We start from the raw sequence: 23,882 nt of genomic DNA, 5'->3' as shown, positions 1-23,882 counted from the left end.
CGCCGCCCACCCAGTCGGTCTTGGACGCACTGCCTGCTGGGGGAGAAGGATCGATGTCATGAGTGAGACGAACACCGTGAACCACCACAAGATCGCGCTGGTGACCGGCGCCAACAAGGGCATCGGGTACGAGATCGCCGCGGGGCTGGGCGCCCTCGGCTGGTCCGTGGGAGTCGGCGCGCGGAACGACGAGCGGCGCGAGGCCGCCCTGGACAAACTGCGCGCCGCCGGAGCCGACGCCTTCGGCGTGCCGCTGGACGTGACCGACGAGGCCAGCGTGACAGCGGCGGCCCGGCTGATCGAGGAGCGGGCCGGGCGGCTCGACGCGCTCGTCAACAACGCCGGGATCACCGGCGGCGGACCGCAGGAGCCCACCACGGTCGACGTGGACCGGGTACGGGCGGCCGTGGAAACCAACGTGATCGGCGTCATCCGCGTCACCAACGCCCTGCTCCCTCTGCTGCGCCGCTCGCCGTCGCCGCGGATCGTGAACGTCTCCAGCAGCGTCGGCTCCCTCACCCTCCAGACCACGCCCGGCGCCGAGACGGGCCCCATCTCCGTCGCCTACGCCCCGTCGAAGACGTTTCTCAACGCCGTCACCGTGCAGTACGCCAAGGAGCTGGCCGACACGCCCATCCTGATCAACGCCGTCTGCCCCGGCTACACGGCGACCGATCTCAACGCCTTCCGGGGGGTGCGCACCCCCCAGCAGGGCGCGGCCGTCGCGATCCGGCTGGCCACCGTACCCGCCGACGGGCCGACGGGCCGCTTCTTCGACGACGAGGGAGAGGTGCCCTGGTGACGTGCGCCCGGTCCGCGGCCCGGCCGGGGTGATCGTGCGGGTGCGTCCGCGTGACCGGCGCCGCCACGCCGTGCCGGTACGGCCGTCGCGCCCGACCCGGCCGCGGGCGGGGGACCCGGACGTGCTGACAGGCGTCAGGTAGCGGCGTCCAGGGGGTTGCCGGCCATCCTGGCGTCGAGGCCGGATCGGACCGCACGCGCCGCTGAGCTGTCGGGTTTGCGGTCGGCCTGGGACCGGAAGCACGCGAGGAACTGTTCGGTGAGGTCGAGCCGGGGGTGGCGTTCGAGCACTTCGGCACGGAAGTCCGCCGGGTAGGCGTCCACGTCCCTGCCGATGACCTCGGTGGCGGTGGCCGCCGCCAGCAGGTATCCCTCGGGGTCCGCGGCCACGTCGACACTCGGCCACATGTGGCGGACGATCACTTCCGACAGGCGGGCGCGCCGCTCCGGCGGCCATCCGGCGCCGGCGGCGAAGACACCGGCCAGATGGCCGCCGGCCTCCTCGAAAGCGACGGTGTGGCTGTCGAAGACCGGTACGAGGGCCAGGTCGTGGAACAGCGCGGCGACGTAGAGGAGTTCGGGGTCGAACCGGACGCCCTCCGCCGTGCCGCGGGCGGCCGCCCACAGGTAGGCGCGCAGCGAGTGGTTGAGCAGCGCGGGCGAGTGGTAGGCGGTCGCCACTTCCAGGGCGGCGGCCGGCACCGCGCCGGCGGGCACGGCCAGGGCGTCCGGACGCGGGTGGCTCATCGCGCACCGGCCTGCGAGGAGTCCTCCGGCACGACACGGATGATTGTCCTGCCGCGGCCGCGGCGGCCGGGTGCGAACGCCGCCGGCGTCTCCTCGAGCGGGCGCACCTCGCCGACGAGCAGGGTGAGCCGGCCGTCCCTGACCCGCTGCACGAGGTCGGCCAGGCGGGCCCGGTCGGGCTCGACGACGAAGAAGACCGCCCGGCCGCCTTCGGGCGTGACCGCCGGCGGCGCGGCGATGGTGACCAGGGTGCCGCCGGGACGTACCAGCGCGGCCGACCGTTCGGCGATGTCCCCGCCGATGACGTCGAAGACGACGTCCACCTGCCCGGCGTCCTCCAGCCGGTCCGCCTGGAGGTCCACGAACGTCTCGGCGCCCAGGCCCAGGGCGGTCTCCCGGTCGTGCGAGCGCCCGGTGGCGATCACGCGCGCTCCCGCCTCGCGGGCCAGTTGCACCGCGATCGACCCGACCGCTCCGGCGGCGCCGTGGACCAGCACCGTCTGCCCCGCGGCGAGCCGCCCGTGGTCGAACAGGCCCTGCCACGCGGTCAGTCCCGAGATCGGCAGCGCGGCCGCCCGGGTGTGGTCGACGTCCGCGGGAAGCGGCGCCAGGTTGCGGGCCTCGACGGCCGCGTACTGCGCCAGCGAGCCGTCGCGGGCCCAGTCGGCCATGCCGACGACCCGCTGGCCGATGGTGAGACCGGTGGTGCCGTACCCCAGCTCGACGACGACCCCGGACAGCTCGTGCCCGGGCACGCTCGGCGTGCGGTCGCGGCCCGCACGGTCGGTCCACGTGGCGGGCCAGTCGAGTTCCCCGCGGGTGAACCCCGCGGCATGCACCTGCACGATGACGTCGTTCTCGGCCGCGTGCGGATGGGGCAGTTCCGTCAGGGTGAGTCCGCCGGCACCGGCGTCCCGCTCGCGGACGGTGATGGCTTGCACGGGTGTTCCTCCCGGATAGTGGTCGGGCGACGGCGGCAGGGCCGGCGGTGGTCGGGCACACACGTGCCCGCCCGGGAGCACCACCCCAGGGACCAAGGCCGTCGCTTCGAACCTATGCCCCGGGCGGCCCCCGCGCGTGGGCCACTTCCGGGGCGAACGGATGAGCCACTTGCGCCCCCGCCGAGCGGGCACCGATCCGGGCGCCCCCGCTGTACACCCCGGCCCGGTACGCCATCTCGGCGACCCACCCCCACCGAACGCCGGGCCGGTCGGAGCGGGCTGCCGGCGGGCGAGCCGGTGCGACCCGCTCCCTGCCGACCAGAGCGCTCAGCTGCGTCCGAAACGGCTTGTCCCGAGGTCGGTTGTCGACCAGGATCACCTCATGACGACCAGAAAGGGCCATGCCCGCTAGGCACCCCGCCCCGCTCTCCAGCGCTCGCGCACCGCCGTCGCCGCAGTGCCTCGGCCGTGACCGTCCGCCCGCTCAGGAGAGCCCATCATGCAAAAGACCGCCCTCGTCCCCTACGCCCGTCTGCCCCATGCGCACCGCGACCGCCACGTTCTGACCAGCACCGTCGACGTTTTCGGCGCCGCTCACTGGTTGCTCGCCGAGCACGTTCCGCGGCCTGGCGACGACGTTCGGCCCTTCGACGGGCTGGTCGTCTCCGTCGATCCGGACGGCGACGCAGAACTCACCGAGCTGAGCGCCGTGCGAGCCCGCTGGCCGCACCTGGACCGCCTGCCCGACGGCGGGTTCGTAGTCGCCGCGTCTCGTGCCCGCCGATACGAGGACGCGAACCAGGTCCAGGTCTTCGACGCACTCGGCCGTGAGACCTCCTTCTTCTCCGTCGGGGACGCCATCGAGCACCTCCTCGTGGACGAGGCCGGCCGCATCTGGGTCGGGCACTTCGACGAGAACCCGGTGGGAATCCGCTGCTGGAGTGCCACGGGCCGACTCATTTGGACATCGGACGACGCCGGCATCCCCGGCCTCTTCGACTGCTACGCCCTGAACGTGTCGGGCACCACCGCCTGGGCGTGCACCTACACGGACTTCCCGCTCGTCGAGATACGCCCCGACCGCACCGACCAGCCCGTGAGGGTGTGGGCGAACCGGGTCCGGGGCGCCGAAGCGGTGGCCGTCCACGGTGAGCGGGTGGCCTTCTACAGCGGCTACCGCGAGGAGCGGGACCGACTCACGCACGGAGAGATCATGGAAACGTCCGTCGAGCCAACGGGTGTCGCCCTGCTCACCCTGCCCGACGGCTCTGTCCCCGGCCGTCGCCGGGTCGTCGGCCGAGGAAGCAGGATCTACGTCCAGGCCGAACCGTTCACCACCTGGGAGGTGTTCGACCTCAGCGGGTGACGCTTCTTTTGGCCGGGTGCGGGCAACGTGTCCGTGACTTTTGTCCACCGGGTGGCCGAGCGCGATCCGGTTGGTCGTGAGGGACGCGGTCACGGGGGCGGTCGTGGGGTCTTGAAGCGATGTACCTTGCCGCGGTTGCCGGCTTCGCGGCGGGCTGCGCCCGCCGCCCCGCCTCCCCCCCTTCCCATGTGGGACGTGGGGTCCGCGTACTGGCCTTTCGTTCAGCGCAGTTGTTCGGCCAGGCCGATGATGATGCCTTCCGGGCCGCGGAGGTAGCAGAGCAGGTAGCTGTCCTCGAAGCGGGCGATGCTGCCGAGGAGTTCGGCACCGTGGGGGCGCAGCCGGGCGACGGTGTCCTCGATGTCGTCGACGGCGAACATGACACGGTGCGTGCCGAGCACGTTGTGCGGCAGGTCGCGCGGCCCGGCGTCGATCACCGCGGGGCTGCGGTACCTCGCCAGTTCGAGCCGGCCGTGCCCGTCCGGGGTCCTGACCATCGCGATGTCGCAGCGGACGCCGTCGAGCCCGGTGCACTGGTCGGCGAAGGGGCCCTCGACCTGCGCCCTGCCCTCCAGCTCCATACCGAGTTCCACGAAGAACGCGACGGCGGCGTCCAGGTCCTCCACGACGATGCCGACGTTGCCCATCCGCTGGATCCCCACGCGCCTGCCTCCTGCCTCGTGCCTCATGCGGCCGACCGCGGCCGCCGATGCCCGCTCACCTCGTTGGGACGGGCCCGGCGGCGCGTTCTCGGCATCCGCGCCGGACACCCGAGGAACAGGATGCCCCGAACGGCGCCTCGGTGCCGTTCGGCCCGCCGCGCAGGGAGCGGTCGGGCGAAGTCGCCCAGGAGCGGCAGGGCTGGGGTGTCCCGGAGCGCGCGGCCCTCGTCTCGGTGCACACCGTGGGCCACGACGGCCTCGCCGCGGGAACCGTCCCCAGGTCCGGGTCGTGGGCCGCGGCAGTCCTGCGGCCGGGAGCGCGTACGCGATGGACCAGGGCTGCGGCGGTGGCCTGACGCCTCGGCGCTTCACCGTGGACCTCGATGCCGACCGCCCGGTCGCCCGACCGCGGGACGGCGTCGGCAGCGCGGGCACCGTGCACGCTGTGCAGTTCCCGTACTTGGTCTCCGCCGCGGACCCGGAGGTGCTGCTGGTCGACGCGACGACGCAGAGCGCCGACACCCGCTGGTACCTGGAACTCGACTGGTCCTGCGAGGGCCGCACCGGGACGGCCCGCATCGACGACCGGGGCCGCCCCTTCCGCACCACCAGCACCCGTGGGAAGGCCCGGTACTGGTACGGCAGAAAAGCGGGCGTCCCCGCCTGGGTTCCCTATCCGGACTGAGGGCGATCAGCAGGGGTCCGTGGGGGACTGGCAGGCGGGGGCGGTGGGCCCCGCCGGGCGGGGGCGGGCGGGGCCCCGGTTCGGTTCAGGCGAGTCCGAGTTGCTGGTTGAAGGTGAGGCTGTCCCAGAAGAGGAATTCTTCGTCCATCGTGCCGTTGCGGTTCCACAGGCCGACGGTGGCCATGTTGAGGGCGAAGGTGTGGCCGGTGGGCGGGATGAAGCCGCCCTTGCCGTCGGGCATGGGGCGGGTGAAGGTGCCGCGCATGACGCCGGTGACGGCGGTGAGGCTGCCCTGGGCGACGCGCAGGGGGTGCTCCGAGATGTGGGTGTCGGGCGCCCACACGAACTGCGCGGCCAGGTCGGCGATGTGGCGGTCGATGCCGTCGGTGTAGTGCCCGTCGGGCCAGTGGACGCGGACGGTCCGGGCGTGGCTGAGGTGGAGCCGGTCCCAGTCGGCGTGGCTGTAGACGTCGAAGTCGAGTTCGTCGAACGTTCGCAGGTGGGCGCGCTCCTCGGCGGTCAGGCCGTGGGGGTAGGGCGGGTTGGGCACGGGAGTGGTCGCGGGGTCGGGCAGCAGGTCGGGGTGCGGTGCGGGTGCGGCGGTGTGGCCGCCGAACGCGGTGGCGGCCGCGGCGCTGCCCCCGGTGGCGAAGGCGCCGAGCAGCGCGGATCCGAGGGCGACGGCGGCGCTGTCGCGCAGGACGGTACGGCGAGTGGTCATGGGGGCCTTCCGGCGTTAAGGACGTGAAAGACGTGAAGGACGTGAAGGAGGGGTCGGTGGAGCGGGTGGGCGGCGGCCGGCGTCCCGGTGCGCCACACCGTATTTACTTCAAGCTTGAAGTAATGGGTGACGTTACGCCCATTCACTTCAAGCGTCAAGTAAATTGGGGTGCATGACGTACGCCCCTGACGCCGACTCGGGCTCCGACTCCGCTCCCGACGCCGATCCTGGCGCCGGGCAACAGGAGGCGGCCCCGCAGTGGCTGGCGGAGGATCAGCGGACGGTGTGGCTGGGCCTGGTGCGCCTGCTCGCGACGCTGCCTGCCGCGCTCGACGCCCAGCTGGGCCGCGACGCTGGCCTGACCTTCTTCGAGTACAGCGTCATGGCGTTCCTGTCCGAGCGCCCGGAGGTCACGTTGCGGATGAGTGAGCTCGCCCGGCTGACCAACGCGTCGCAGTCGCGTCTGTCGAACGTCGTGAAGCGGTTGGAGCAGCGGGGTCTGGTCCGGCGGGTGCCGTGCCCGGACGACGGCCGCAGCACTCTGGCCGTCCTTACCGAGGAGGGGCTGCGCACGGTCGTGGAGGTCGCACCGCGCCACGTCCGTACCGTTCGCCACCTGGTCGTGGACGCGCTCACCCCCGAGCAGCTCGCCGAAATGGGCGCGGCGCACGAGTCGATCCTGCGGCGGCTGGACCCGGGCGCGCGGACCGACCCGCGGCGTCTGGACCGCCCGGGTACCTGACGGCAGCTGGCACGCTCTCCTCGGTTGGTGCGGCGACCGGGCGCGGCGGGGGAAACGCCGCGCACACCGGGGAAGGCGCCGGCGCTGGTGGGCCCCGCGGGTCGGGGTCCGGTGGCCGCCGAGGTCCCCAGCGGCCCACCGCTCGCCACAACTGGCTCCAAATGCGGTTCCTGGTGAAGCTCGTCTTCGACGAGAGGGGCGTCACCATCCAGCGGGTCGTACGCCGCCGGCGCTTCGCCTGGGCGGACATCGCCGGCCTGGTCTACTCCGAGCGCAGATCAGGAGTGGTCAACGGCCCTCCCACATACCATCTGCGCCTGGTGCTGCGCGGGCAGGAGCCCCCGCTGGGCCGGTTCCTGACGCAGGTGCAGCGCCAGGACTACTGCAACGGGCCGGTGCTGATGGCGCTGGCGACACTCGACGACGACGGCGAGAGCAAGGGCGACCACCAACGGCGCCGGGTGCTGGAAGAGTTGGCCAGGCACGGCTTTCCCGCTCCGGCGGCGAGGCCGTGGGAATTCCGCACACCGCGGTTCAGCGCGCGGGCGGTGACGGCGGCGGTCGCGATGGACCTGCGCGGCACCCATGCGGTGGCCGTACGGCACGGCGCGGAGGTCTCCGCGGAGGAAGAACCGCTGCTGGCCCGTACGTTGCCCGAGCTGGCCGCGGCGAACGGCGGGGCGGACACCACGTTGCGCGAACCGGACTTCGTCAGCTTCTTCTTCGAGGATCCGGCGGCGGCCGATGACGCGGCGGCGTTCCTGGCCGCGGCGCGCGAGGTTGTGCCCTCGCACTGGGGGGTGACGCCGGGGACGCTGCCGGCGGACGACGGCCCGCCGTCGGGCTCGGCGGTTGTGGCGGTGCCCCGTGCGGTGGGACCCGCCGGGACCGCGCCCGCGGCTGGCCCGCCCGCGGTTGAGCCCGACGCCCGGTGAACCGTCGCCTGCCGCGGTCCGGCGCTACGGGGCCGGACGTCGGCCGGTCGGGTCCCGGACGGGCCCGGCAGATCAAGGAGGTGCGGGGACGAACCGCGCCGCCGGTCGGCTGGTTGGGGGGTGGTGGCGGCGCGGCCGACGTCCTGTGGCGGCCGCTCCACTCCGGGTCGGCCAGTTCCCACAGCGCCATGAGGAGTCCCGGTAGCTGCCCCGCCAGGGCGCACAGCGTCTCGACGGCGTCGCGGGGCGCGAACTGCCGGCCGTTGAGGTAGCGCGCCCAGGAGGACTTGTTGTACGCGGTGCGGGGGTTCGCCGGTCCCGCGCGGAATAGCTGGCATGGGCGGCGTGGCCGGCATGGCTGACACGGTCGCGATAAGCGGTTGGTGCCCGCGGGGGCGGCTGGGAGCATGGCGGGCGTGCGCACATTGAGTGATGGTCTCGGGTACCTCTCCTACGATGTGGTCGGTGACGGGCCGCCGGTCGTGCTCGTACACGCCGGGGTGGCCGACCATCGCATGTGGGATGCGGTGGTGCCCGCTCTCGCGGAGCGGTACCGCGTGGTCCGCTACGACCTGCGTGGCTTCGGCGCGTCCGCGCCGCCGGCCGGGCCTTTCAGTGAGACCGACGACCTGCGGTGCCTGCTGGACCATCTCGGCCACGACCGTGTTCGGCTGGTCGGTGCGTCCTGGGGCGGCCGCGTGGCCGTGGACTTCACGCTCACCCACCCCGACCGGGTGCATTCCCTGGCGATCCTTGCCGCGCCCTGGCCGGGCTACCCGTGGTCGGGGGAGATGGTCGCCTACGACGAGGCCGAGACCGCCGCTTTGGAGGCCGGCGACCTGGACGCGGCCGTCCGCGTCAACCTGGACATGTGGCTGCGTGGGCCTGCCCGCGGCTGGGACGAGGTGCCGGACGGCCTGGCCGACCGGCTCCGCGGCCCGTTGCGGACCTCGTTGGCCAACCAGGCCGTCGTGGGGGAGTACTCGAAAGGCCCGGCGGGCGGCGACCTGGCCGCCGTGTCCGTGCCTGTGCTGGTGGGTGTGGGCGCCCTGGACGTCGAGGACTTCCGCGACATTGCCCGCCGCTATGCCGCCGGGATCCCCGGTGCCGTTCTGGTGGAGTTCCCCACTGCCGCCCACCTCGTGGCCCTGGACGCGCCGGCCGAACTCCTGGCCGCCCTGCAGCCATTCCTCGCCCGGTAGGGATGTCCGACGGGTAGCGGCGCGCCCGCATCCGGTCATCGAGGCGGCGTCCGGCGGGCCTGCTGCGGCCCTGACGGCGTCCTCTCTCGGTGCGGACCGGCGCGTCAGCCTCCGCCGGCGTCGTCTCGCCGGACGCCCCGGGCGTAGGCCTCCGCGGGTGCGCGGGTCATCGCTCGCCCTGGGGCACGGGCGCGGGCTCGCGTTGGGCGGTCGCGCGGGTTGGGGGCGGCCCCTTCGATACGGGATGAAGCAACGGCCTGCGGACCGTACGGCACCGGGCGCCGGGAGGGCCGCGGTGGGCGGTGCGTTGGGTGGTCACGTCCGCCGTTGCGCCGGCTGCTCCGGCTGGTGCGTCACCCTGCAAGCGGCCCGCCCCGGGAGGTCGGTGACCGCACGGCCTGCCAGCCAGACCCGGGCCGGGTGCAGATCGTCGTCGAGCTCCACCAGGTCGGCCCGCAGGCCCGGGCGCAGTGTTCCGCGGTCGGTGAGGCCGAGGAGGCGGGCGGCGGTGCCCGCGGCCATCCGGGCGGCGTCGGCCGTGGGCAGGCCGACGACGTCGACTGCCCGGCGGAATGCCTCGGCCACGAAGAGGGTGGATCCTGCGAGGGTGCCGGTGCCGGTGCCGGTGCCGGTGCCGGTGCCGCGCAGCCGCGCGACTCCGTCGCTCACGGTCACCTCCCGGTCGGCGAACCGGTAGTCGCCATCTCCGAGCCCCGCGGCCGGCATGGCGTCGCTGACCAGCATCAGCCGCTCCGCGCCGGCGATGCGGTGTGCCAGCCGGACGGTGTCGTCGGCGAGGTGCCGGCCGTCCAGGATCAGTTCGCAGCTCAGCCGGGGATCGAGCAGTGCCGCCGCTACGGGGCCCGGCGCCCGGTGCTCCAGTGGCGGCATCGCGTTGAACAGATGGGTGACCGAGCGGGCGCCCGCGTCCACTGCCCGGGTGAAGGTGTCCGCGGGTGCGTCGGTGTGCCCGAGGGACAGGACGAGTTGCCCGGCGTACTGCTCGATCAGCCGCAGCGCGCCCGGGAGTTCGGGTGCCACGGTCATCGACACGGCGTGCCCGCGGGCCGCGGTCAGGAGCGGACGCAGCACGGCGGGATCCGGCGCGCGCAGCGCGGTGGCGGTCTGCGCGCCGCGCCGGGCGGGGGACAGGAAGGGCCCTTCCAGGTGGATGCCCACCAGGTTCGGTGCCGAGCCGTCCTCGATCACCTCGGCGACGGCCTGTACCGCGGCGGCCATCGCCGGCGGGTCGATGCTCGCCACCGAGGCCAGCATCGTGGTGGTGCCGCGTGCGAGGTGGGCGGCCGCGGCCGCCCGTACGTCGTCCGGGTTCCCGGTGTAGACGGAGTGGCCGGCCCCGCCGTGGCAGTGCGGGTCCACGAAGCCGGGCACGACCAGCCGCCCCGCGAGGTCCAGCGCCGGTTCGTCCACCGCGGGCGGTGGGCCGGCCCCCAGGGAGTGGATCAGCCCGCCGCGGACCAGCAGCCACCCGGACACCACCCCGTGTGCGGTCGCGAACCGCCCCCCGACGAGCAGGTGTCCGTCGCGGGCGCCGCCCGCGCGGGACCTGGCCGGGTCCGGCGCGGGCGGATCGCTCGGAGCCGTCACCGCCGTGCCAGCAGGGCGTCCACCGCCGCGGCGGTGCAGACCCGCGAGGCGCCGAAGGTGCGCACCCAGCCGCGGAATCCGGCGAAGTCGGTGCCGGGTACGCCCATGTCGACCACCACGCAGTCCGGGTGCCTGGCCAGCAGCTCGGCGAGGACCGGGGCCTGCCACGGGAAGCGGTGCGGGCTGCGGACCAGCAGCACCACGTCCGCCCCGGGCCCGAACTCCTCCAGGTACAGCCCGATCTCGGCCTTGATCATGCCTTCGGCGTTGTACGTGTCCCCGGCCACCGACAGCGCCTCCACCTCGACGCCCGCGGCGCGCAGCGGCTCCTCGACGCCCCATGCGGCGCCGCCCTGCGCGGGCGAGTGCGTCGGGTCGAGCCGGACCACCAGGGCGCGGTCGCCGCGCAGTACGGGGTCGCCGTGCACCTCCAGCACCTGCCGGGCGAGCCGGGCCCCCACCGAGTCGTCGTGGGCGGCTTTGGCCGGCCGCCGCCGGGTGCCGAGCTTCGCGATCCTGGCGTTGGCCTCGCGCAGCCGCTCCTCCGGCAAGGTGCCGTCCTCGACGGCCGTGACCAGGGCCGCCGCGGCGGCGTCCACGTCGTCGCCGAACGCCCACGCGCCCAGGCACAGGGCGTCCGCGCCCGCCGCGATCGCCCGGACCGCGGCCTCGGGCAGCTTGGCGACGTCGCTGATCCCGTGCATCTCCAGGGCGTCGGTGATGACCACCCCGTCGTAGCCGAGTTCGCCGCGCAGCAGCCCGGTGAGCACCGCCGGGCTGATCGTGGCCGGCACGGAGTCCAGTTGGGTGAGCAGCACGTGGGAGACCATGATGCTGTCCACACCGGCCGCGACGGCCGCCCGGAACGGGTCGAGGTAGTGGTCGACCAGCTCCTGCCGGGACAGGTCCACGGTCGGGGTGCCCAGGTGCGCGTCGGTGGAGCTGAGCCCGTGGCCGGGGAAGTGCTTGGCGCAGGCGCTGACGCCCGCCGCCTGGAGCCCCTCCACCCACGCGGCCGCGTGCCGGGCCACCAACGCGCGGTCCGCGCCGAAGCAGCGGATGCCGTTCGGGCTCAGCGGGTTGACGGCGGTGTCCACCGCGGGCGCCAGGTCCCAGTCGATGCCGGCCTCCACCAGGGAGAGCCCGATCTGGTGGGCGGCCTGCCGGGTGAGCTCGGGGTCGTCGAGCCGGCCGAGCGCGTGGTTGCCGGGCACCGACGTACCGCCGTACGCCTCCAGGCGGTTGACGTCGCCGCCCTCCTCGTCCACCGCGAGCAGGACGTGGTCGCGCAGCGCGTGCAGGCCGTCGGTGAGTTCGCGCAACTGCTCGGCGGAGGCGATGTCCTTGCCGAAGAGCACGAAGCCGCCCAGCCCTTCCGCGACCCGGGCGCGCGCCCACCGCGGCACGGTCCGGCGGCCCAGCGCGGGGAACAGCACGCCGTGGGCGAGGCGCGACAGTTCGGTCATGGAGTCCTCACTTCTCGGATCGGGGGATTCAGCGGGTACGGGGGTGCGAGGGGTGCAGGACGGTGCAGGACGGTGGAGGGGGGCCGGCGGGGGACGCGGACGGCCGGGCGCGGGCAGGGAGAGGGGGTGCCGTGGTCATCCCTTGACCGCGCCGTTGGTCATGCCGCCCACCAGCCGGCGCTGCACCAGGAGGAAGAAGACCAGTACCGGGAGCGAGAAGATGGTGGAGGCGGCGATCATGGCGCCGTAGTCCACGCTCTCGGCGGTTCTGAAGGACACCAGCCATACCGGCAGCGTGTAGTTGTTCTGCGACTTCATGATCACGTAGGCGAAGAGGTAGTCGTCCCACGCGTTGACGAAGGCGAAGATCGAGGTGGCCACGATGCCCGGCATGAGCAGCGGCAGCAGCACCCGGACGTACATCTGGAACCGGCCGCAGCCGTCCACCAGCGCCGCCTCCTCCAGTTCCACCGGGACCCCGTCCACGAAGCCGCGCAGCGTCCAGATCGTGAACGGCAGCACGAACGTCATGTAGGTGAGGATCAGGCCGGGCACGAAGTCCAGCGCGCCGATGGAGCGGAGCATGAGGTAGACGGGGATGACCATCGCCGCCGCCGGGATCATCTGCACCAGCACCAGGATCGCCAGCAGCACCTTCCGCCCGGCGAACCGGAAACGGGCGATGGCGATGGCGGCGAAGAGCGCGATGACGAGGGAGAGTGCCACCGAGGAGAGCGTCACCGTCAGCGAGTTGCGGACGAACACCCAGAAGTGCGGTTTGGCCAGCGCCCGCTGGAAGTTGCCGAGGCTGATCGGCCACGGGAAGAACTGCGGTACCGCACTGAGGATCTTCCCGCTCGGCTTGAACGCGGTGGCCACCATCCAGTAGACGGGGAACAGCATCACCGCCGAGACCGCCACTGCGATCGTGTTGTTGACGGCGCGGCGGCGCCGCGCCGGGGTCGGGTGCGCGCTCATGCCGGTCCTCCCTGCTCGTCCCCCTGGTCGGCGAGCCTGCGGACGTAGGCGATAGAGAGCACGGCGAGGATCAGCACGGTCACCACCGCGACGGACGCGCCGCTGCCGTAGTCGTTGCGGCTGAACGCGGTCACGTACGCGTACACCCCGAGGGTCGTGGTCCGGCCGTCCGGGCCGCCCTGGGTGAGCACCCAGATCGGGGTGAAGGAGTTCACCGACCAGATCACCTCAAGCAGCGTCAGGATGCCCAGCACCGGACGCAGGATCGGCACCGTGATGTGCCGGAACGTCTGCAGGGTGCCGGCACCGTCGAGCCGCGCCGCCTCGTACAGCGGCTCGGGGATCTGCCCGCGCGCCGCGAACAGGGTCAGCGCGACGAACGGCAGGCCCTTCCACACGGTGAGCAGGATCACCAGCCCGAGGGCCTGGTCGGGGTGGGAGAACCAGTCGTACGCGGTCAGGTCGCCGAACACCCGCAGCTTGGTCAGCAGCCAGTTGGCCACGCCGTACTGCGGCTGGTACATCCACTGCCACACCAAGGTGGCCGCCACCATCGGCATCGCCCACACCAGGACCAGCGAGACGGTGGTGACCACCCGCGCCCACGGCGAGACGCCGGTGAGCAGGTGGGACAGGAGGAAACCGAGCACCATCAGCAGCGCGACGCACACCACGGTGAAGACCAGCGTGCGCAGCAGCACCGCCCGGAAGTCGGGATCGCCGAACAGCGCGGTGAAGTTGTCCGCGCCGACGAAGTCCGCCTGCCCGGTGAACAGGGAGCGCGGACCGAAGTTCTGGGTGGACAGCACCAGCAGCCGCGCCAGGGGGTAGCCCTGGATGAGGATCAGGGCGGCCGCCGCGGGGGCGATCATCGCCCACGGCAGCATCCGCCGCCGGGCGCCGCCGGGCCGGCCCTTCGGCCGTGGGCGGGGCCGGCCCGGAGCGCGCGCCGCGCTCCGCTTCTCGGTGATTGCCATCGGGGTCCCAGGGGTGCTAGTGCAGCGCGTTGAAGGCGGCGGTGGCATGCTTGTCGTAGTCCGCGGACGCCTTGGCGATGTCGCCGCCGGCTGCGATCTTCGAGAAGAACTGCTCGTTGTACCGCTCGGTCTCCAGCGTCGCCTCGCCCGGACTGTTCGGCAGCGGGTGGCTGTTCTTCGCCGCCTGCGAGGCGACGGCCAGCTGCTCGGGCACTCCGGCCGGGGTGAAGTCCGGGGAGATCGGCAGCAGGTCGAGCTTGAGGGCCATCTCCTGCTGGAACGCCTTGCCGGTGATGATCCGCAGCCAGTCCTCGGCGGGCTTCTTGTCCGGGCTGTCGGCGGCTATGCCGATGGTCGAGCCGGAGACGATCACCGGCATGGGGGCGTCCGCGGTGTAGCCGGGCAGGGCGAAGAAGCCGATGTCGTCCTTGAGGGCGGGGTTCTTCTGCAGCACGGCGGCCGGTTCCCACGCCTTGACGTACTCCATTGCCGCCTTGCCGTCGGCGAACAGCTGGTCCTGGTCGGGGCTGTCGGTGTTGACGCCGACCGAGGACCTGGTGGAGCAGGTGTTCTGGAAGGTCCGCCAGGCCGCCAGGCCGGCCTGGTTCGCGGGCGAGGACATCTGCGCCTGCCAGGCGCCGTTCTTCCGGGTGGCGATCGTGCCGCCCTTGGCGAAGAGGAAGGGCATGCCGTTGAACCAGTACTGGCCCGGCAGGTAGAAGCCGGAGAAGTTCGCCACGTTCTTGTTCGCCGCGGCGAGCTTCCCGCAGTCCTGCTGGAGTTCGCCGATCGTCGTCGGCAACCGGGTGATGCCCGCGGCGGTGAAGAGCTTCTTGTTGTACATCACGACCTTGGTGCCGCCGTAGAGCGGAGCCGCGTAGAGCTTGCCGTCGTAGGTGGACGGGGTCGCGAGGCCGGACAGCCACCCTGCGGAGTCCTCGAAGGTGCTCTTGTCGGCGGTGAGGTCGGCCAGGCCCCCCGAGTAGGTCTGCAGCGGGGTCTGGGTGTTGCCCATCTCCACGATGTCCGGCGGGTTGCCGCCGGCCAGCGCGGTGGTGATCTTGGTGGCGATGCCGTCCCACTGCTGGATCTGGACGTCCACCTTCATGTCCGGGTACTTCTTGGCGAACTCCGCGTCGACGTCCTTGATCAGCGGGCTGTCGCCCGGCCCGCCGGTCATCATCCAGACCGTCAGCGTGCCGTCGGAGCTGGCCGAGCCGCCGCTGCCGCCGCCGCAGGCCGTGAGCGCGAGCGCCAGGACCGGGACCGCCGTGAGCGCGTGACGCCACCGTGCACGGTTCATCCTTCTCATCTTTGTCACCCTTCTCGCCTTTCGCTGTCTTCCGGGTCTTCTCCGTCGTCGGGGCCTGTGCGGTGCGCCGGGGGAGCCGGGGCATCCGTGGTGCGGCTCGGGGGGCCGGCCGGGTCCGTGTCGGCCGTGGGGCAGGCGGCGAGGCGCTCGACCACCGTGAGGCGGTCGACGTCGATGGTCGCGGCGTGCTCGGCGCTGATGCCGAGCTCGTCGTAGAGCCGGCCGAGCGAGGACGCCATCGCGCCCAGCAGCCCGGCCGAGTCGCCGAGGCCGGAGTGCCGGACGACGCTGCGGACCCCGACCGCGTCGGCGACCTCGTCGCCGATCGCGTTCAGCGTCCTGGCGTCGAAGGACGCCGAGAACCCGCCGGTCAGCACGACCGTGCGCGGCTCGTAGGCGAGCGCGACGATCGACACCAGGTGGGTCAGCGCCTCGCGGACCTCGGCGAGCAGCGCGGCGTGCTTCGCCGGCTCGGCGAACAGCTCCTGTGCCCGCGTCACTTCGGCACCGCGCCCGCGGGCCAGGGCCACCAGGTCGGCGCCGGAGAGCAGATCGCGCAGCCGCTCGTGGCGGCCGGGCAGCGGGAGCCGGCCGAACTCGCCGAGCAGCCCCTGCTCGCCGACGAGCACCCGGCCGTCCATGGAGACGGCGGCGCCGAGGCCGGTGCCCATAGCCAGCAGGACCGCGGTCTCCCGGTCCGGCAGCGAACCGTACTGGAGTTCGCCCAGCAGGGCGACGTTGGAGTCGTTGCCGACCGTGAGCGGCACCCCGACCGCACCGGACAGCGCCTCGACGAATGCGGTGCCCCGGATCTGGCCGAGATTGTGCGACGCGAGCACGGTGCGGCCGTCGCCGCTGACCACGCCGGGCACGCCGATGGAGACCGCGCGCAGCGGGGTCCCGCCGCCGTGGGCGGCCACCAGGCCGGCGATCCGGTCGGCCACCCAGCCGGCGAGCTCCCCGGCCGTCGCGTCCCGCGGTGTCGCGCCCCGGCTCCGGATGAGCGCGCGGCCGAGCGCGTCGGCGACCACCACCCGGCAGTTGGTGCCGCCGAGGTCGATTCCGCAGACCAGGGCCGAGCGGGCGTTGAACCCGACGGCGGTGGACTGCCGGCCCCGACCTTCGCGTACCAGTCTGCCGCCCTCGTGGACGAGTTCGTCGTCCATCAGGTCGTCGACGATGCGGAACACCGTCGCCCGGCTGAGACCGGTGTCCGCGATGAGTTTCTGACGGTCCATCTGGGCGCCGGACAGCAGGGCCGCGAGGACCGCGCTGCGATTGGACGCCCGGGGGAGCGAGGTAGTGGCCACATTTCCTCTCACGCTGAGATTAATTCGCGTGGCGCCTACTCTAGCGACGGATCGGCAAGCAGAACCGGACACGTGCGTTACGTTCCCGTAAAGAGGGCTGCCGCTACGGACGGTGACGGTGGTTGGCCGCGGGGGTGAGGAAGCCGGGGGAGGACCCGGCGGTGAGGCGGCCGCGGATGCCGGTGCGGGCGGGCGCGTGACCCGTGGGGGCGGGGGCAGACGCCCGGTGGGTGCGACACCGCGCACCCCGTGTCTCGGGAGGGCAGGGCGGATGGCGTCGCAGTCGCACACGGGGCGGGGATGGACGGGCGCGTCCCGCCGGTCCCGCGAACAAGCGCTGGCCACGGTCGGTCGGGCGGGCTTCATGGCCCGCGGCGTCATCTACGTTCTGGTCGGCTACCTCGCCCTGCGGATCGCTTTCGGCGACGGTGGTGACCAGGCCGACCGGCAGGGCGCGTTGCAGCAGATCGCGAGCCGGCCGTTCGGCACGGCGCTGCTGTGGCTGCTGGCCGCGGGCCTGGCGGGGATGGCAGTGTGGCGGGGTGTGCAGGCCGCGGTGCCCGGGGCGGAGAGCCGCAAGGCCGGGTCGCGGCTGATGAACGCCGGACGCGCGGTGTTCTACGCCTTCGTCTGCTGGGGCACCGCCGCCTACGCCGCGGGTTCGGGCGGTTCCGGCAACAGTGACAGCTCGTCGAAGGACTGGACGGCGAACGTGCTGAAGCTCCCCGCGGGCCGGTGGCTGACAGGGGTGGCCGGGTGCGCGCTGATCGTGGTGGGCGCCGTCATCGCCGTACGGGCGGCGCAGCGCCGTTTCCTGCGGAAGATGGAGACCGGGCGGATGGGCCCGAAGGTGCGGACGGCGGTGGCCGCCTCCGGTGTCGCGGGCGGCGTGGCGCGCGGCGCGGTCTACTCCGCTGCGGGCGTCTTCGTGCTGCTGGCCGCGATCCGCTACGACCCGGGCAGCGCCAAGGGCATGGACGACACCCTGCGCAGCTTCGACCGGACCGCGGCCGGTCCCTGGCTGCTGGTGGTTGTGGCGGCCGGCCTGGTCCTGTACGGCTGCTTCTCCTTCGCCTCCGCCCGGTGGCGCCGCCTGTAGGAGGCGAGGACCCCCCGGGGCCCGGACGTCCCGGCGATTACCAGGGCCTCGGGGCCGCCGTGGCGGGAGGACTGCAGGGATCTGATGACGCGAGCCTCAGGCTTCCGGAATCGGGCGGTCGTAGAAGTCGCCGCGCGGCTCATCCGGGTCGACCCCGGCTCGCTTGCCCGTGTCGAGTGCGTCGATCCGGGTCATCTCCTCGTCGTCCAAGGCGAAGTCGAAGACGTCGAGGTTCTGGGCAATCCGGCCGGGGTTGGTCGACTTGGGAATCACCGAGCGTCCGTGCTGGATGCCCCAGCGGAGCATGACCTGCGCGGGCGACTTGGCGTGGGTCTCGGCGATGGCCGCGATGGTCGGATCCCGCATCACATTCATGCGGTCCTCCCGCCACGGACCGGGGTAGAAAGTGATGCCGCCGATCGGCGACCACGCCTGGGTGAGGATGCCCAACTCGGCGTCGGCGCTTTGAACGTCAGGCTGCTGGAAATAGGGGTGCAGCTCGATCTGGTTGACCGCCGGGACCACATCGACCTCCGCGAGGAGTCGCTTGAGGTGGCTCGGCTTGAAGTTGCTCACGCCGATCGCGCGCACCGAACCATCGGCCAGCAGCTTCTCCAAGGCTCGATAGGCCGCAAGAGTGCGGTCGAACAGGCCGGGTCGGGGCTGGTGCAGGATGAACAGATCCAGCTGGTCGACACCGAGCTTGCGGGTCGACTTCTCGAACGCGTGCAGGGTCTCGTCGAACCCGTAGTCGCTGGGGAACACCTTGGTTTCGATAAATACCTCATCCCGGGGGAGTCCGGCTCGGCGCAGGCCGTCTCCGACCTCCTTCTCATTGAAGTACGCGGCGGCCGTGTCGACGTGGCGGTAGCCCAGCTCGAGCGCGGTCGCCACCGCATCGGCGGTCTCCTCCGGTGCACTCTGATAGACGCCCAGGCCCAGAGCCGGGAGGGTGACGCCGTTGTTGAGAGTGATCGTTTCCATGTCTCCATTGGACTCACGATCGGCCCGATGCGGGAGTGGCCCTTGATCGGGGTACTGGCGCTACCCCCCAGAAGGCGGCGGCGCCGCGTACCGTGGCGGCATGGACCTGCGGACCGAAATCTCCGAGTTCCTGCGCACGCGCAGGGCCCGGATCACGCCCGAGCAAGCCGGGCTCGGTACGGCCGGCGGACGACGCGTGCCGGGGCTTCGGCGCGAAGAGGTGGCGGTTCTCGCGTCCATCTCCGTGGACTGGTACGTCCGCATCGAGCGCGGCAACCTCACCGGCGTCTCCGACGAGGTCCTCCATGCCCTCGCGGCCGCGCTGCAACTGGACGACGCCGAGACCACCCACCTGCACGACCTGGCACGGGCGGCCCGCAGCTCGACCCACAGATCCGCGACCCGCACGACGCGACCCGCGCTGCGCCCCGGACTGCAAACCATCATCGACTCGATGCAGGGACTTCCGGCGTGGGCGCGCAACCACCGCTTCGAGATCATTGCGACCAACTCGCTCGCACAAGCCCTCTACTGCGACCTCCTGCAGAGCCGGATCGCAGCCGGGAACAATGCCCGCTTCACGTTCCTTGACCCGCTCGCACGCGACTTCTACGTCGACTGGGAGCAGACCGCCAACGACGTCGTCGCCGTCCTGCGCGGCTACGCCGGCGCGAACCCGGCCGATCGGCGCCTTTCCCATCTCGTGGGCGAGCTCGCCACGCGCAGCGACGACTTCTCCCGCCGGTGGGCCCGCTACGACGTGAAGTACCACCGCACCGGCCGCAAGGTCCTCCGTCACCGGGTTGTCGGGGATCTCGATCTCGGGTTCGAGGCGCTTGCGCTGCCCGACTCCAGGACGCTGAGCCTGTTCGCCTACTACCCCGCCGACGAGCCGACTCGGGAGCGCCTCCAGCTGCTGGAGAGCTGGGCCGCCACCGAGGCCCGCGACGGCGCCTGGCCTCATCCCGTCCAGCCGCAGTAGCCGCGGGATCGAGGAGCAAGGAGCGCACATTCTCGCTCGCGCAGACAGGAAGCAGGCTCCGTTCGGCCGTTTGATCGAGGGTGGCCCCACGCTTCTGGCAGGACTGGAACGACGAGCCTGAGCGTTGATTCTCGGGGCGGGCGCACGTCTACGCCCGCGCCGGCATCTGATGCGACTATCGCTGACGGACCACCCCCAGCCTCAACCGGAAGCAGGTGACCACCATGGTCAGCGTCAGCCGAGAGACCTCGACTCAGACACGGACCCGGCTGCGGACCGTCATAGCGAACTCTGAGATCGTGGTGTTCGACGGGGCGTGGTCATTCGTCGAAACACCGATGGACCAGCCTCCTCACTTGGACGAGCGCGTCCTCGCGGTCGTCCGCGACGACGAATGCTGGAGCGCCCTTCGCCCGGACGACGGGAGCGACGGGGACAGAGAGCGATTCGGTCTGCTGTCCTTCCACTTTCCGCCTGGCCTCGACAACAGCGGCTTCGTCGGCTGGCTGGCCACCGAGTTGAAGGAGCGCCTCGGGACCGGACTGTTCGTCGTGTGCGGCAGCAACAGCGATCGCGGTGGGATCTACGACTACTGGGGCTGCCCCCTCGACCTGCTGGACGATGTCGTCGGCGTCATCCGAGAGCTCGCCGACCCCTCAGCGTCCCCGTCATGAGCACCATCGCTGCCGGAGACGAACGGGTGCCGACGGCCGCGATCGCAGGTCCGTCCGTCCGTCGTGTAGCGACGCACCGCGGACCCCTCACTGATCTCAACGACCACGGCTCGGCACCGGAGGCATGACCATGAACGCCACACCGCCCATCACGACCGGCACCATCCACCACCTCGTGCCTTTCGCCCGGCACCTGGGCGTCACCTTCTCGACGATCGACCCCGACCGCGTCGTCGCCCACCTGTCCTCCGAGAGCGGCGACTTCGCCACGATTGGCGGCGGTGTGCATGGTGGCGCGCTGATGGCGCTTGCCGACATCGCCGCTGCCGTCGTGGCCGTCCTCGCGAGCGGTGATCCCACCGCTGCTCCCGCCACCATGCAATCCTCGACCAACTTCCTCCGGCCCGTCGTCGGCGCCGCAACGGCAGAGGCCCGCATCACCCGCGCCGGAAGATCGACGGTCGTCGACGTGGAGCTGACCGACCCGGCTGGTGAACTCTGCGCACTGGTGCGGCAGATCGTCACCGTTCGACCCACCGCCCAGCAATGAGAGGAGCTGACGCAACGCTCGGACGCCTCTGTAGGTGACGACGCAGCAGGCGAGCTTGGTCGGGCGGTTTCTCGTGCGCGGTTTCGGTGGCGGGTCGGGGTCCTGGGGTGCGGCGGCCATCGTGGAGCGTCGGTCAGGCGGGCTCGGGGGATGATCCCTCGACGGCGTGTTCCTGGGCTGCTTGTGCCCACAGCGCGGGGAGCCGGTCGAGGCCGGGCAGGGCCCGGTCGGTGGCGAAGTAGGCAGTGGTGGTGCCGTTGTAGCTGCACACGGCGACGGACACCGGGTGGTGGCGCGGGAGCCAGGTGAACAGGCGCGCGTCGGTGACGACGGCATCGCCGTACCGCAGGGGCGGGAGCGGGATGTAGGAGGTGTCGACGATCGCCCTGGCGGGGGTGGTGAGCCGGGTGGCCAGGGTGTGGAACGCCCGTACGGGGGTGCGGTCGGTGATCGTGCGCATGGCCGCGCGGCGGGCGGGGTTCTTCGGCGCCCGGGTTGCGGCGATGACCGCGTCCAGCCGTTCGGCTGCGGTCGCCCGGTGGCAGGGCAGGGGGACGGGGGCGAAGGTGAAGAGGTTTCCGGGGATGTGTTCTTCCCCGGGGCCGCGCAGGTCGACCATCATGACGGCGGGCACGGGCCGGCCCGCGCTGCGGGGCCAGTGCTCGTTGCTCCAGGTGCGCAGGCTTTCGGCCAGTGCGGCCAGCACGGCGTCATTGGTGCTGCCGCCGCGTGCGGCGGCAGCGGTGCGCAGGACATCGGTCGGTACCTGTGCCCAGGCGCTGGCGCGGTCGCCGCTCAGCGGCCGGGCGGGGTCGTCCCAGAGGTTGTTGGCGGCCGTGGTACGGACCATCGCAGAGACGGTACGGAGGTAGTCGCCGGGCCGGACTTCGGGTCGGGCTTTGCGGGCCGGGGGTTCCTCGGCGGGTGTGCGGGCACGGTCGGCCGCCGGGGTGGCGCCGAACAGTTCGCGGACGGTGCCGATGGCGCCCCGGCCGTCCTGGGCGGTGTGGTGGGCGCGGTAGCACAGGCTGAAGCGGCCGGGGGCGTGGCCGTGCAGCAGCCACAGGTCCCAGCGCGGGCCACGGTCCGGGAGCGGGTGCGTCAGCAGATCCTGCCGCGCGAGGTCGAGGTTCTCCGCCCCCGGGGCGAGCCGCCGTTCGCGGACCCGCAGGTCCAGGTCGGGGCTGGGGTCGCGGGCCCAGCGTGCTCGCAGTCCCGGGCCGTCCAGGTGGTACGTGAGGCGGGGCAGCCGGTCGAGGCGGTCGGCGAGGTGGGCACGCAACTCGGCGAGCGGGGGGACTTCGCCTTCCAGGTCGAGGAAGGCGCCGATCGTCAGGACCAGTCGGGGATCTGCCTGCGCCATGGTGTGCATGGTCAGATCCATGGGCGCGGGGCGCGCGGATGCGGGCACGTGGGTGTCCTTACCTGGGTGGCATGGGCGGCGGCAGGTGCGTCGGTCGGTCTCGGGGCTGGGGTCGGCCGGTCACGGGTTTGCCGAGGCGCCGGCCCGCCGGGTCCCCCGCGGGCGGGGAGGGTTTCGGGACGCCGCGGGTGCCAGGCGGTGGGTGAGGTGTCCGAGGGCGAGGAGGGTGAAGGCGTCGGCGAGGGCGGGGACGGCGAACGCGAAGGGGCGTGGCCCGATGGAGTCGGGGACGGAGTCGACGGACCCGTCGGGCCGCTGCCGGGTGAGCAGGTAAGCCGCGGCGCGAGCGGCGGGGCGCGGGTCGGTGGTGCGGGCGCTGAGGACGATGAGGGCGTAGGCGGTACTGAGGGCGTCGCTGCCGCTGCCCCCCTGCTGCCCCCAGCCTCCGTCCGGATTCTGGGTGTCCAGCACCAGGCGTGTCGCGCGCCGGACAACGCGATGGGCAGGGCTCCCCGGGGCAGCGTGGGAAGGGTGGCGCAGGGCGGCGAGGGTGGCCCGGAAGACGGTGTGCAGGCGGCTGCTGCTCCAGTCCGGCGGGAAGGAACCGTCGGGGGACTGCTGGCCGGCCAGGTGGGCGAGGGCCGCCTCCACCGCGGCCTGCCCGCCGTGGCCCTGGGTGCTGAGGGCGTTGGCGGCGGCCGCCGTCATGCAGGCTTCCGAGGGTGCGCCGGCGAGGTAGGTGGGGAAGCCGTGGTCGGCTCCGCGCAGGGCGTACAGGGCGGAAACCGCCCGGCCGATCGCCGTACGGTGGCGCGTCCGGCCCGCCAGGTGGAGGAGTTCGACGGCGGCCGAGGTGCAGTCCACGTCGGCGAGGAGGGCACCTTCGGTGTAGGACCAGCCGCCACCGGGCCGTTGGAGAACGAGCAGGCGCTCGGCGACGGCGTCCAGGACCGGGGCGGGCGCACCGGCCGTGTGCAGGGCCACGCCCGCGGTGGCGGTGAGCCAGGTGTCCTCGTCGCAGATGAACGGCATGCCGCCGTCGGGACGCTGGTGCCGCAGCGCGGTGCGCAACCCTGCGTCGACCAGGCTCCGCTGGCCGGGCAAGGGCGCCAGGGCGTGCAGGACCGAGAGGTGGATGAGGAGGTTGCCCTCCCACACGGTCCCGGGGCGCTGGGTGGAGCGCAGGAGCTCCAGATCGGCCGCGTCGGGCAGGCCCGGGCGGGCGAGCACGGCCTTGACCGCGGTGACCTGGACGCGTGCCCAGGTGTGCAGGCCGCGCAGGTCGAAGGCGCCGGGCTTGGGTGGTGCCCCGTCCGGCACGGCGCCGAGGACGAGGAGGACGGCGTGCAGCAGGGCGCGTTTGCGCGCGCCTGTGAAGTCCGGTGCCTGACGCAGGAACCGCTCGACGTCCAGCGCCTCTCCCTCCACCCTGCCCGGCCTGCCGTCGAGTGAGGCGCGGGCCAGCAGCCGGTCCAGGGCCTGCGGCGAGTCGCGGTGACTGGCCAGGTAGGCGGCCACCCGGTCACGGGCCTCGGGCTCCGTTCGGGTGCGGTCGAGCAGGGCCAGCAGCAGGGCGGATTCCAGGACACGGCTGCGGCACGGATCACGCACGGCCCCGTCCGGGCCGACCCGTGACAGGAGGCGGGTGCGCAGCCGGGCGGTGGCCGAGGCCAGGCCGGCGGGGAACGCGGCGTGGGGCCAGCGGGGCAGGTCGGCACTGATCGGGGCGGGTCTCATCGTGGTGGGTCCGTCTCCGGGGTGCGGTCGGGTGCGGGTC

General features: G+C 72.7%; 23 protein-coding genes and 1 pseudogene. 11 read left to right on the top strand and 13 right to left on the bottom strand.

Annotation, left to right across the window (positions count from 1 at the left end):
* Positions 1-58: 58 nt before the first annotated feature.
* The gene (locus BLR33_RS09370; protein ID WP_093783869.1) at positions 59-802 is read left to right on the top strand and encodes an SDR family oxidoreductase; all 744 of its coding nucleotides are present in this window, start codon (positions 59-61) and stop codon (positions 800-802) included.
* Positions 803-936: 134 nt separating this feature from the next.
* Here BLR33_RS09370 and BLR33_RS09365 read toward each other — a convergent pair whose 3' ends face one another.
* On the bottom strand, positions 937-1,548 hold the full coding sequence (locus tag BLR33_RS09365; protein WP_093783868.1) for an HD domain-containing protein: 612 nt from the start codon (positions 1,546-1,548) through the stop codon (positions 937-939).
* Positions 1,545-2,489, bottom strand: a complete 945-nt coding sequence (locus tag BLR33_RS09360; protein WP_093783867.1) for an NADP-dependent oxidoreductase — start codon at positions 2,487-2,489, stop codon at positions 1,545-1,547. The genes BLR33_RS09365 and BLR33_RS09360 overlap by 4 nt, the downstream gene beginning before the upstream one ends.
* A gap of 499 nt (positions 2,490-2,988) precedes the next feature.
* On the opposite strand from BLR33_RS09360, the gene BLR33_RS09355 reads away from it, so the two are divergent.
* Positions 2,989-3,855 carry a hypothetical protein gene (locus BLR33_RS09355; protein WP_093783866.1) on the top strand — a complete coding sequence of 289 codons (867 nt, stop codon included), beginning with the start codon at positions 2,989-2,991 and terminating at the stop codon, positions 3,853-3,855.
* Positions 3,856-4,076: 221 nt separating this feature from the next.
* Here BLR33_RS09355 and BLR33_RS09350 read toward each other — a convergent pair whose 3' ends face one another.
* Positions 4,077-4,517: a VOC family protein gene (locus BLR33_RS09350; protein ID WP_093783865.1), complete on the bottom strand. Its 441-nt coding sequence runs from the start codon at positions 4,515-4,517 to the stop codon at positions 4,077-4,079.
* A 277-nt stretch (positions 4,518-4,794) separates the two neighbouring features.
* Between BLR33_RS09350 and BLR33_RS09345 the strand changes: the two are divergent.
* Positions 4,795-5,202 (top strand): annotated as a pseudogene (locus tag BLR33_RS09345) (transcriptional regulator); the annotation flags it as partial.
* A gap of 85 nt (positions 5,203-5,287) precedes the next feature.
* On the opposite strand, the gene BLR33_RS09340 reads toward BLR33_RS09345, so the two are convergent.
* A complete protein-coding gene (locus BLR33_RS09340; RefSeq protein WP_093783864.1) occupies positions 5,288-5,923 on the bottom strand; it encodes an ester cyclase in 636 nt (211 codons plus the stop codon).
* Between the two features lie 32 nt (positions 5,924-5,955).
* Between BLR33_RS09340 and BLR33_RS35135 the strand changes: the two genes are divergently transcribed.
* The 4 genes from BLR33_RS35135 (at position 5,956) to BLR33_RS09320 (ending at position 8,802) form a co-directional block, all read left to right on the top strand.
* Positions 5,956-6,099 (top strand): hypothetical protein, encoded by a 144-nt coding sequence (locus BLR33_RS35135; protein WP_176930206.1) that lies wholly within the window; start codon positions 5,956-5,958, stop codon positions 6,097-6,099.
* Entirely contained in the window at positions 6,096-6,665 is a 570-nt protein-coding gene (locus BLR33_RS09335) for a MarR family winged helix-turn-helix transcriptional regulator (protein WP_093783863.1), read from the top strand. Before BLR33_RS35135 ends, BLR33_RS09335 begins: the two co-directional genes overlap by 4 nt.
* A 161-nt stretch (positions 6,666-6,826) precedes the next feature.
* Positions 6,827-7,600: a PH domain-containing protein gene (locus BLR33_RS34265; protein WP_107408863.1), complete on the top strand. Its 774-nt coding sequence runs from the start codon at positions 6,827-6,829 to the stop codon at positions 7,598-7,600.
* A 416-nt stretch (positions 7,601-8,016) separates the two neighbouring features.
* Positions 8,017-8,802 carry an alpha/beta fold hydrolase gene (locus tag BLR33_RS09320; protein WP_093784271.1) on the top strand — a complete coding sequence of 262 codons (786 nt, stop codon included), beginning with the start codon at positions 8,017-8,019 and terminating at the stop codon, positions 8,800-8,802.
* 315 nt (positions 8,803-9,117) lie between these two features.
* On the opposite strand, the gene nagA is transcribed toward BLR33_RS09320, so the two are convergent.
* From nagA to BLR33_RS09290, 6 genes are all read right to left on the bottom strand, one after another.
* The gene (gene nagA / locus BLR33_RS09315) at positions 9,118-10,410 is read right to left on the bottom strand and encodes an N-acetylglucosamine-6-phosphate deacetylase (protein WP_245771307.1); all 1,293 of its coding nucleotides are present in this window, start codon (positions 10,408-10,410) and stop codon (positions 9,118-9,120) included.
* Entirely contained in the window at positions 10,407-11,876 is a 1,470-nt protein-coding gene (locus tag BLR33_RS36030) for a glycoside hydrolase family 3 protein (protein WP_093783860.1), read from the bottom strand. Before BLR33_RS36030 ends, nagA begins: the two co-directional genes overlap by 4 nt.
* 135 nt (positions 11,877-12,011) lie before the next feature.
* Complete coding sequence (locus BLR33_RS09305; protein WP_093783859.1) at positions 12,012-12,854, bottom strand: carbohydrate ABC transporter permease; 843 nt, start codon at positions 12,852-12,854, stop codon at positions 12,012-12,014.
* Positions 12,851-13,726: a carbohydrate ABC transporter permease gene (locus tag BLR33_RS09300; RefSeq protein ID WP_218136632.1), complete on the bottom strand. Its 876-nt coding sequence runs from the start codon at positions 13,724-13,726 to the stop codon at positions 12,851-12,853. Before BLR33_RS09300 ends, BLR33_RS09305 begins: the two co-directional genes overlap by 4 nt.
* A 121-nt stretch (positions 13,727-13,847) precedes the next feature.
* Positions 13,848-15,134 (bottom strand): extracellular solute-binding protein, encoded by a 1,287-nt coding sequence (locus BLR33_RS09295; protein WP_176930205.1) that lies wholly within the window; start codon positions 15,132-15,134, stop codon positions 13,848-13,850.
* A 14-nt stretch (positions 15,135-15,148) separates the two neighbouring features.
* Positions 15,149-16,453, bottom strand: coding sequence for an ROK family transcriptional regulator (locus BLR33_RS09290; RefSeq protein WP_176930204.1), 1,305 nt, complete (start codon positions 16,451-16,453; stop codon positions 15,149-15,151).
* Positions 16,454-16,724: 271 nt separating this feature from the next.
* Between BLR33_RS09290 and BLR33_RS09285 the strand changes: the two genes are divergently transcribed.
* Entirely contained in the window at positions 16,725-17,552 is an 828-nt protein-coding gene (locus BLR33_RS09285) for a DUF1206 domain-containing protein (RefSeq protein ID WP_093783857.1), read from the top strand.
* Positions 17,553-17,648: 96 nt separating this feature from the next.
* Here BLR33_RS09285 and BLR33_RS09280 read toward each other — a convergent pair whose 3' ends face one another.
* Positions 17,649-18,536, bottom strand: a complete 888-nt coding sequence (locus tag BLR33_RS09280; RefSeq protein WP_093783856.1) for an aldo/keto reductase — start codon at positions 18,534-18,536, stop codon at positions 17,649-17,651.
* 100 nt (positions 18,537-18,636) lie between these two features.
* Between BLR33_RS09280 and BLR33_RS09275 the strand changes: the two genes are divergently transcribed.
* The 3 genes from BLR33_RS09275 to BLR33_RS09265 all read left to right on the top strand — a co-directional run bounded on the left by BLR33_RS09275 (position 18,637) and on the right by BLR33_RS09265 (position 20,742).
* Positions 18,637-19,518, top strand: a complete 882-nt coding sequence (locus BLR33_RS09275) for an MmyB family transcriptional regulator (protein ID WP_093783855.1) — start codon at positions 18,637-18,639, stop codon at positions 19,516-19,518.
* A gap of 224 nt (positions 19,519-19,742) precedes the next feature.
* Positions 19,743-20,192, top strand: a complete 450-nt coding sequence (locus BLR33_RS09270; protein ID WP_093784267.1) for a DUF6196 family protein — start codon at positions 19,743-19,745, stop codon at positions 20,190-20,192.
* Positions 20,193-20,316: 124 nt separating this feature from the next.
* The gene (locus BLR33_RS09265) at positions 20,317-20,742 is read left to right on the top strand and encodes a PaaI family thioesterase (protein WP_245771306.1); all 426 of its coding nucleotides are present in this window, start codon (positions 20,317-20,319) and stop codon (positions 20,740-20,742) included.
* A 133-nt stretch (positions 20,743-20,875) separates the two neighbouring features.
* On the opposite strand, the gene BLR33_RS09260 is transcribed toward BLR33_RS09265, so the two are convergent.
* Both BLR33_RS09260 and BLR33_RS09255 read right to left on the bottom strand, forming a co-directional pair.
* Positions 20,876-22,153, bottom strand: a complete 1,278-nt coding sequence (locus BLR33_RS09260; RefSeq protein WP_143031664.1) for a wax ester/triacylglycerol synthase domain-containing protein — start codon at positions 22,151-22,153, stop codon at positions 20,876-20,878.
* Positions 22,154-22,225: 72 nt separating this feature from the next.
* Positions 22,226-23,842 carry a prenyltransferase/squalene oxidase repeat-containing protein gene (locus tag BLR33_RS09255; protein ID WP_093783852.1) on the bottom strand — a complete coding sequence of 539 codons (1,617 nt, stop codon included), beginning with the start codon at positions 23,840-23,842 and terminating at the stop codon, positions 22,226-22,228.
* Positions 23,843-23,882 lie beyond the last annotated feature (40 nt).

It is taken from the genome of Actinacidiphila guanduensis (assembly GCF_900103985.1).
Lineage (GTDB): Bacteria > Actinomycetota > Actinomycetes > Streptomycetales > Streptomycetaceae > Actinacidiphila > Actinacidiphila guanduensis.
This window is presented reverse-complemented; position numbering and strand designations above follow the sequence as displayed.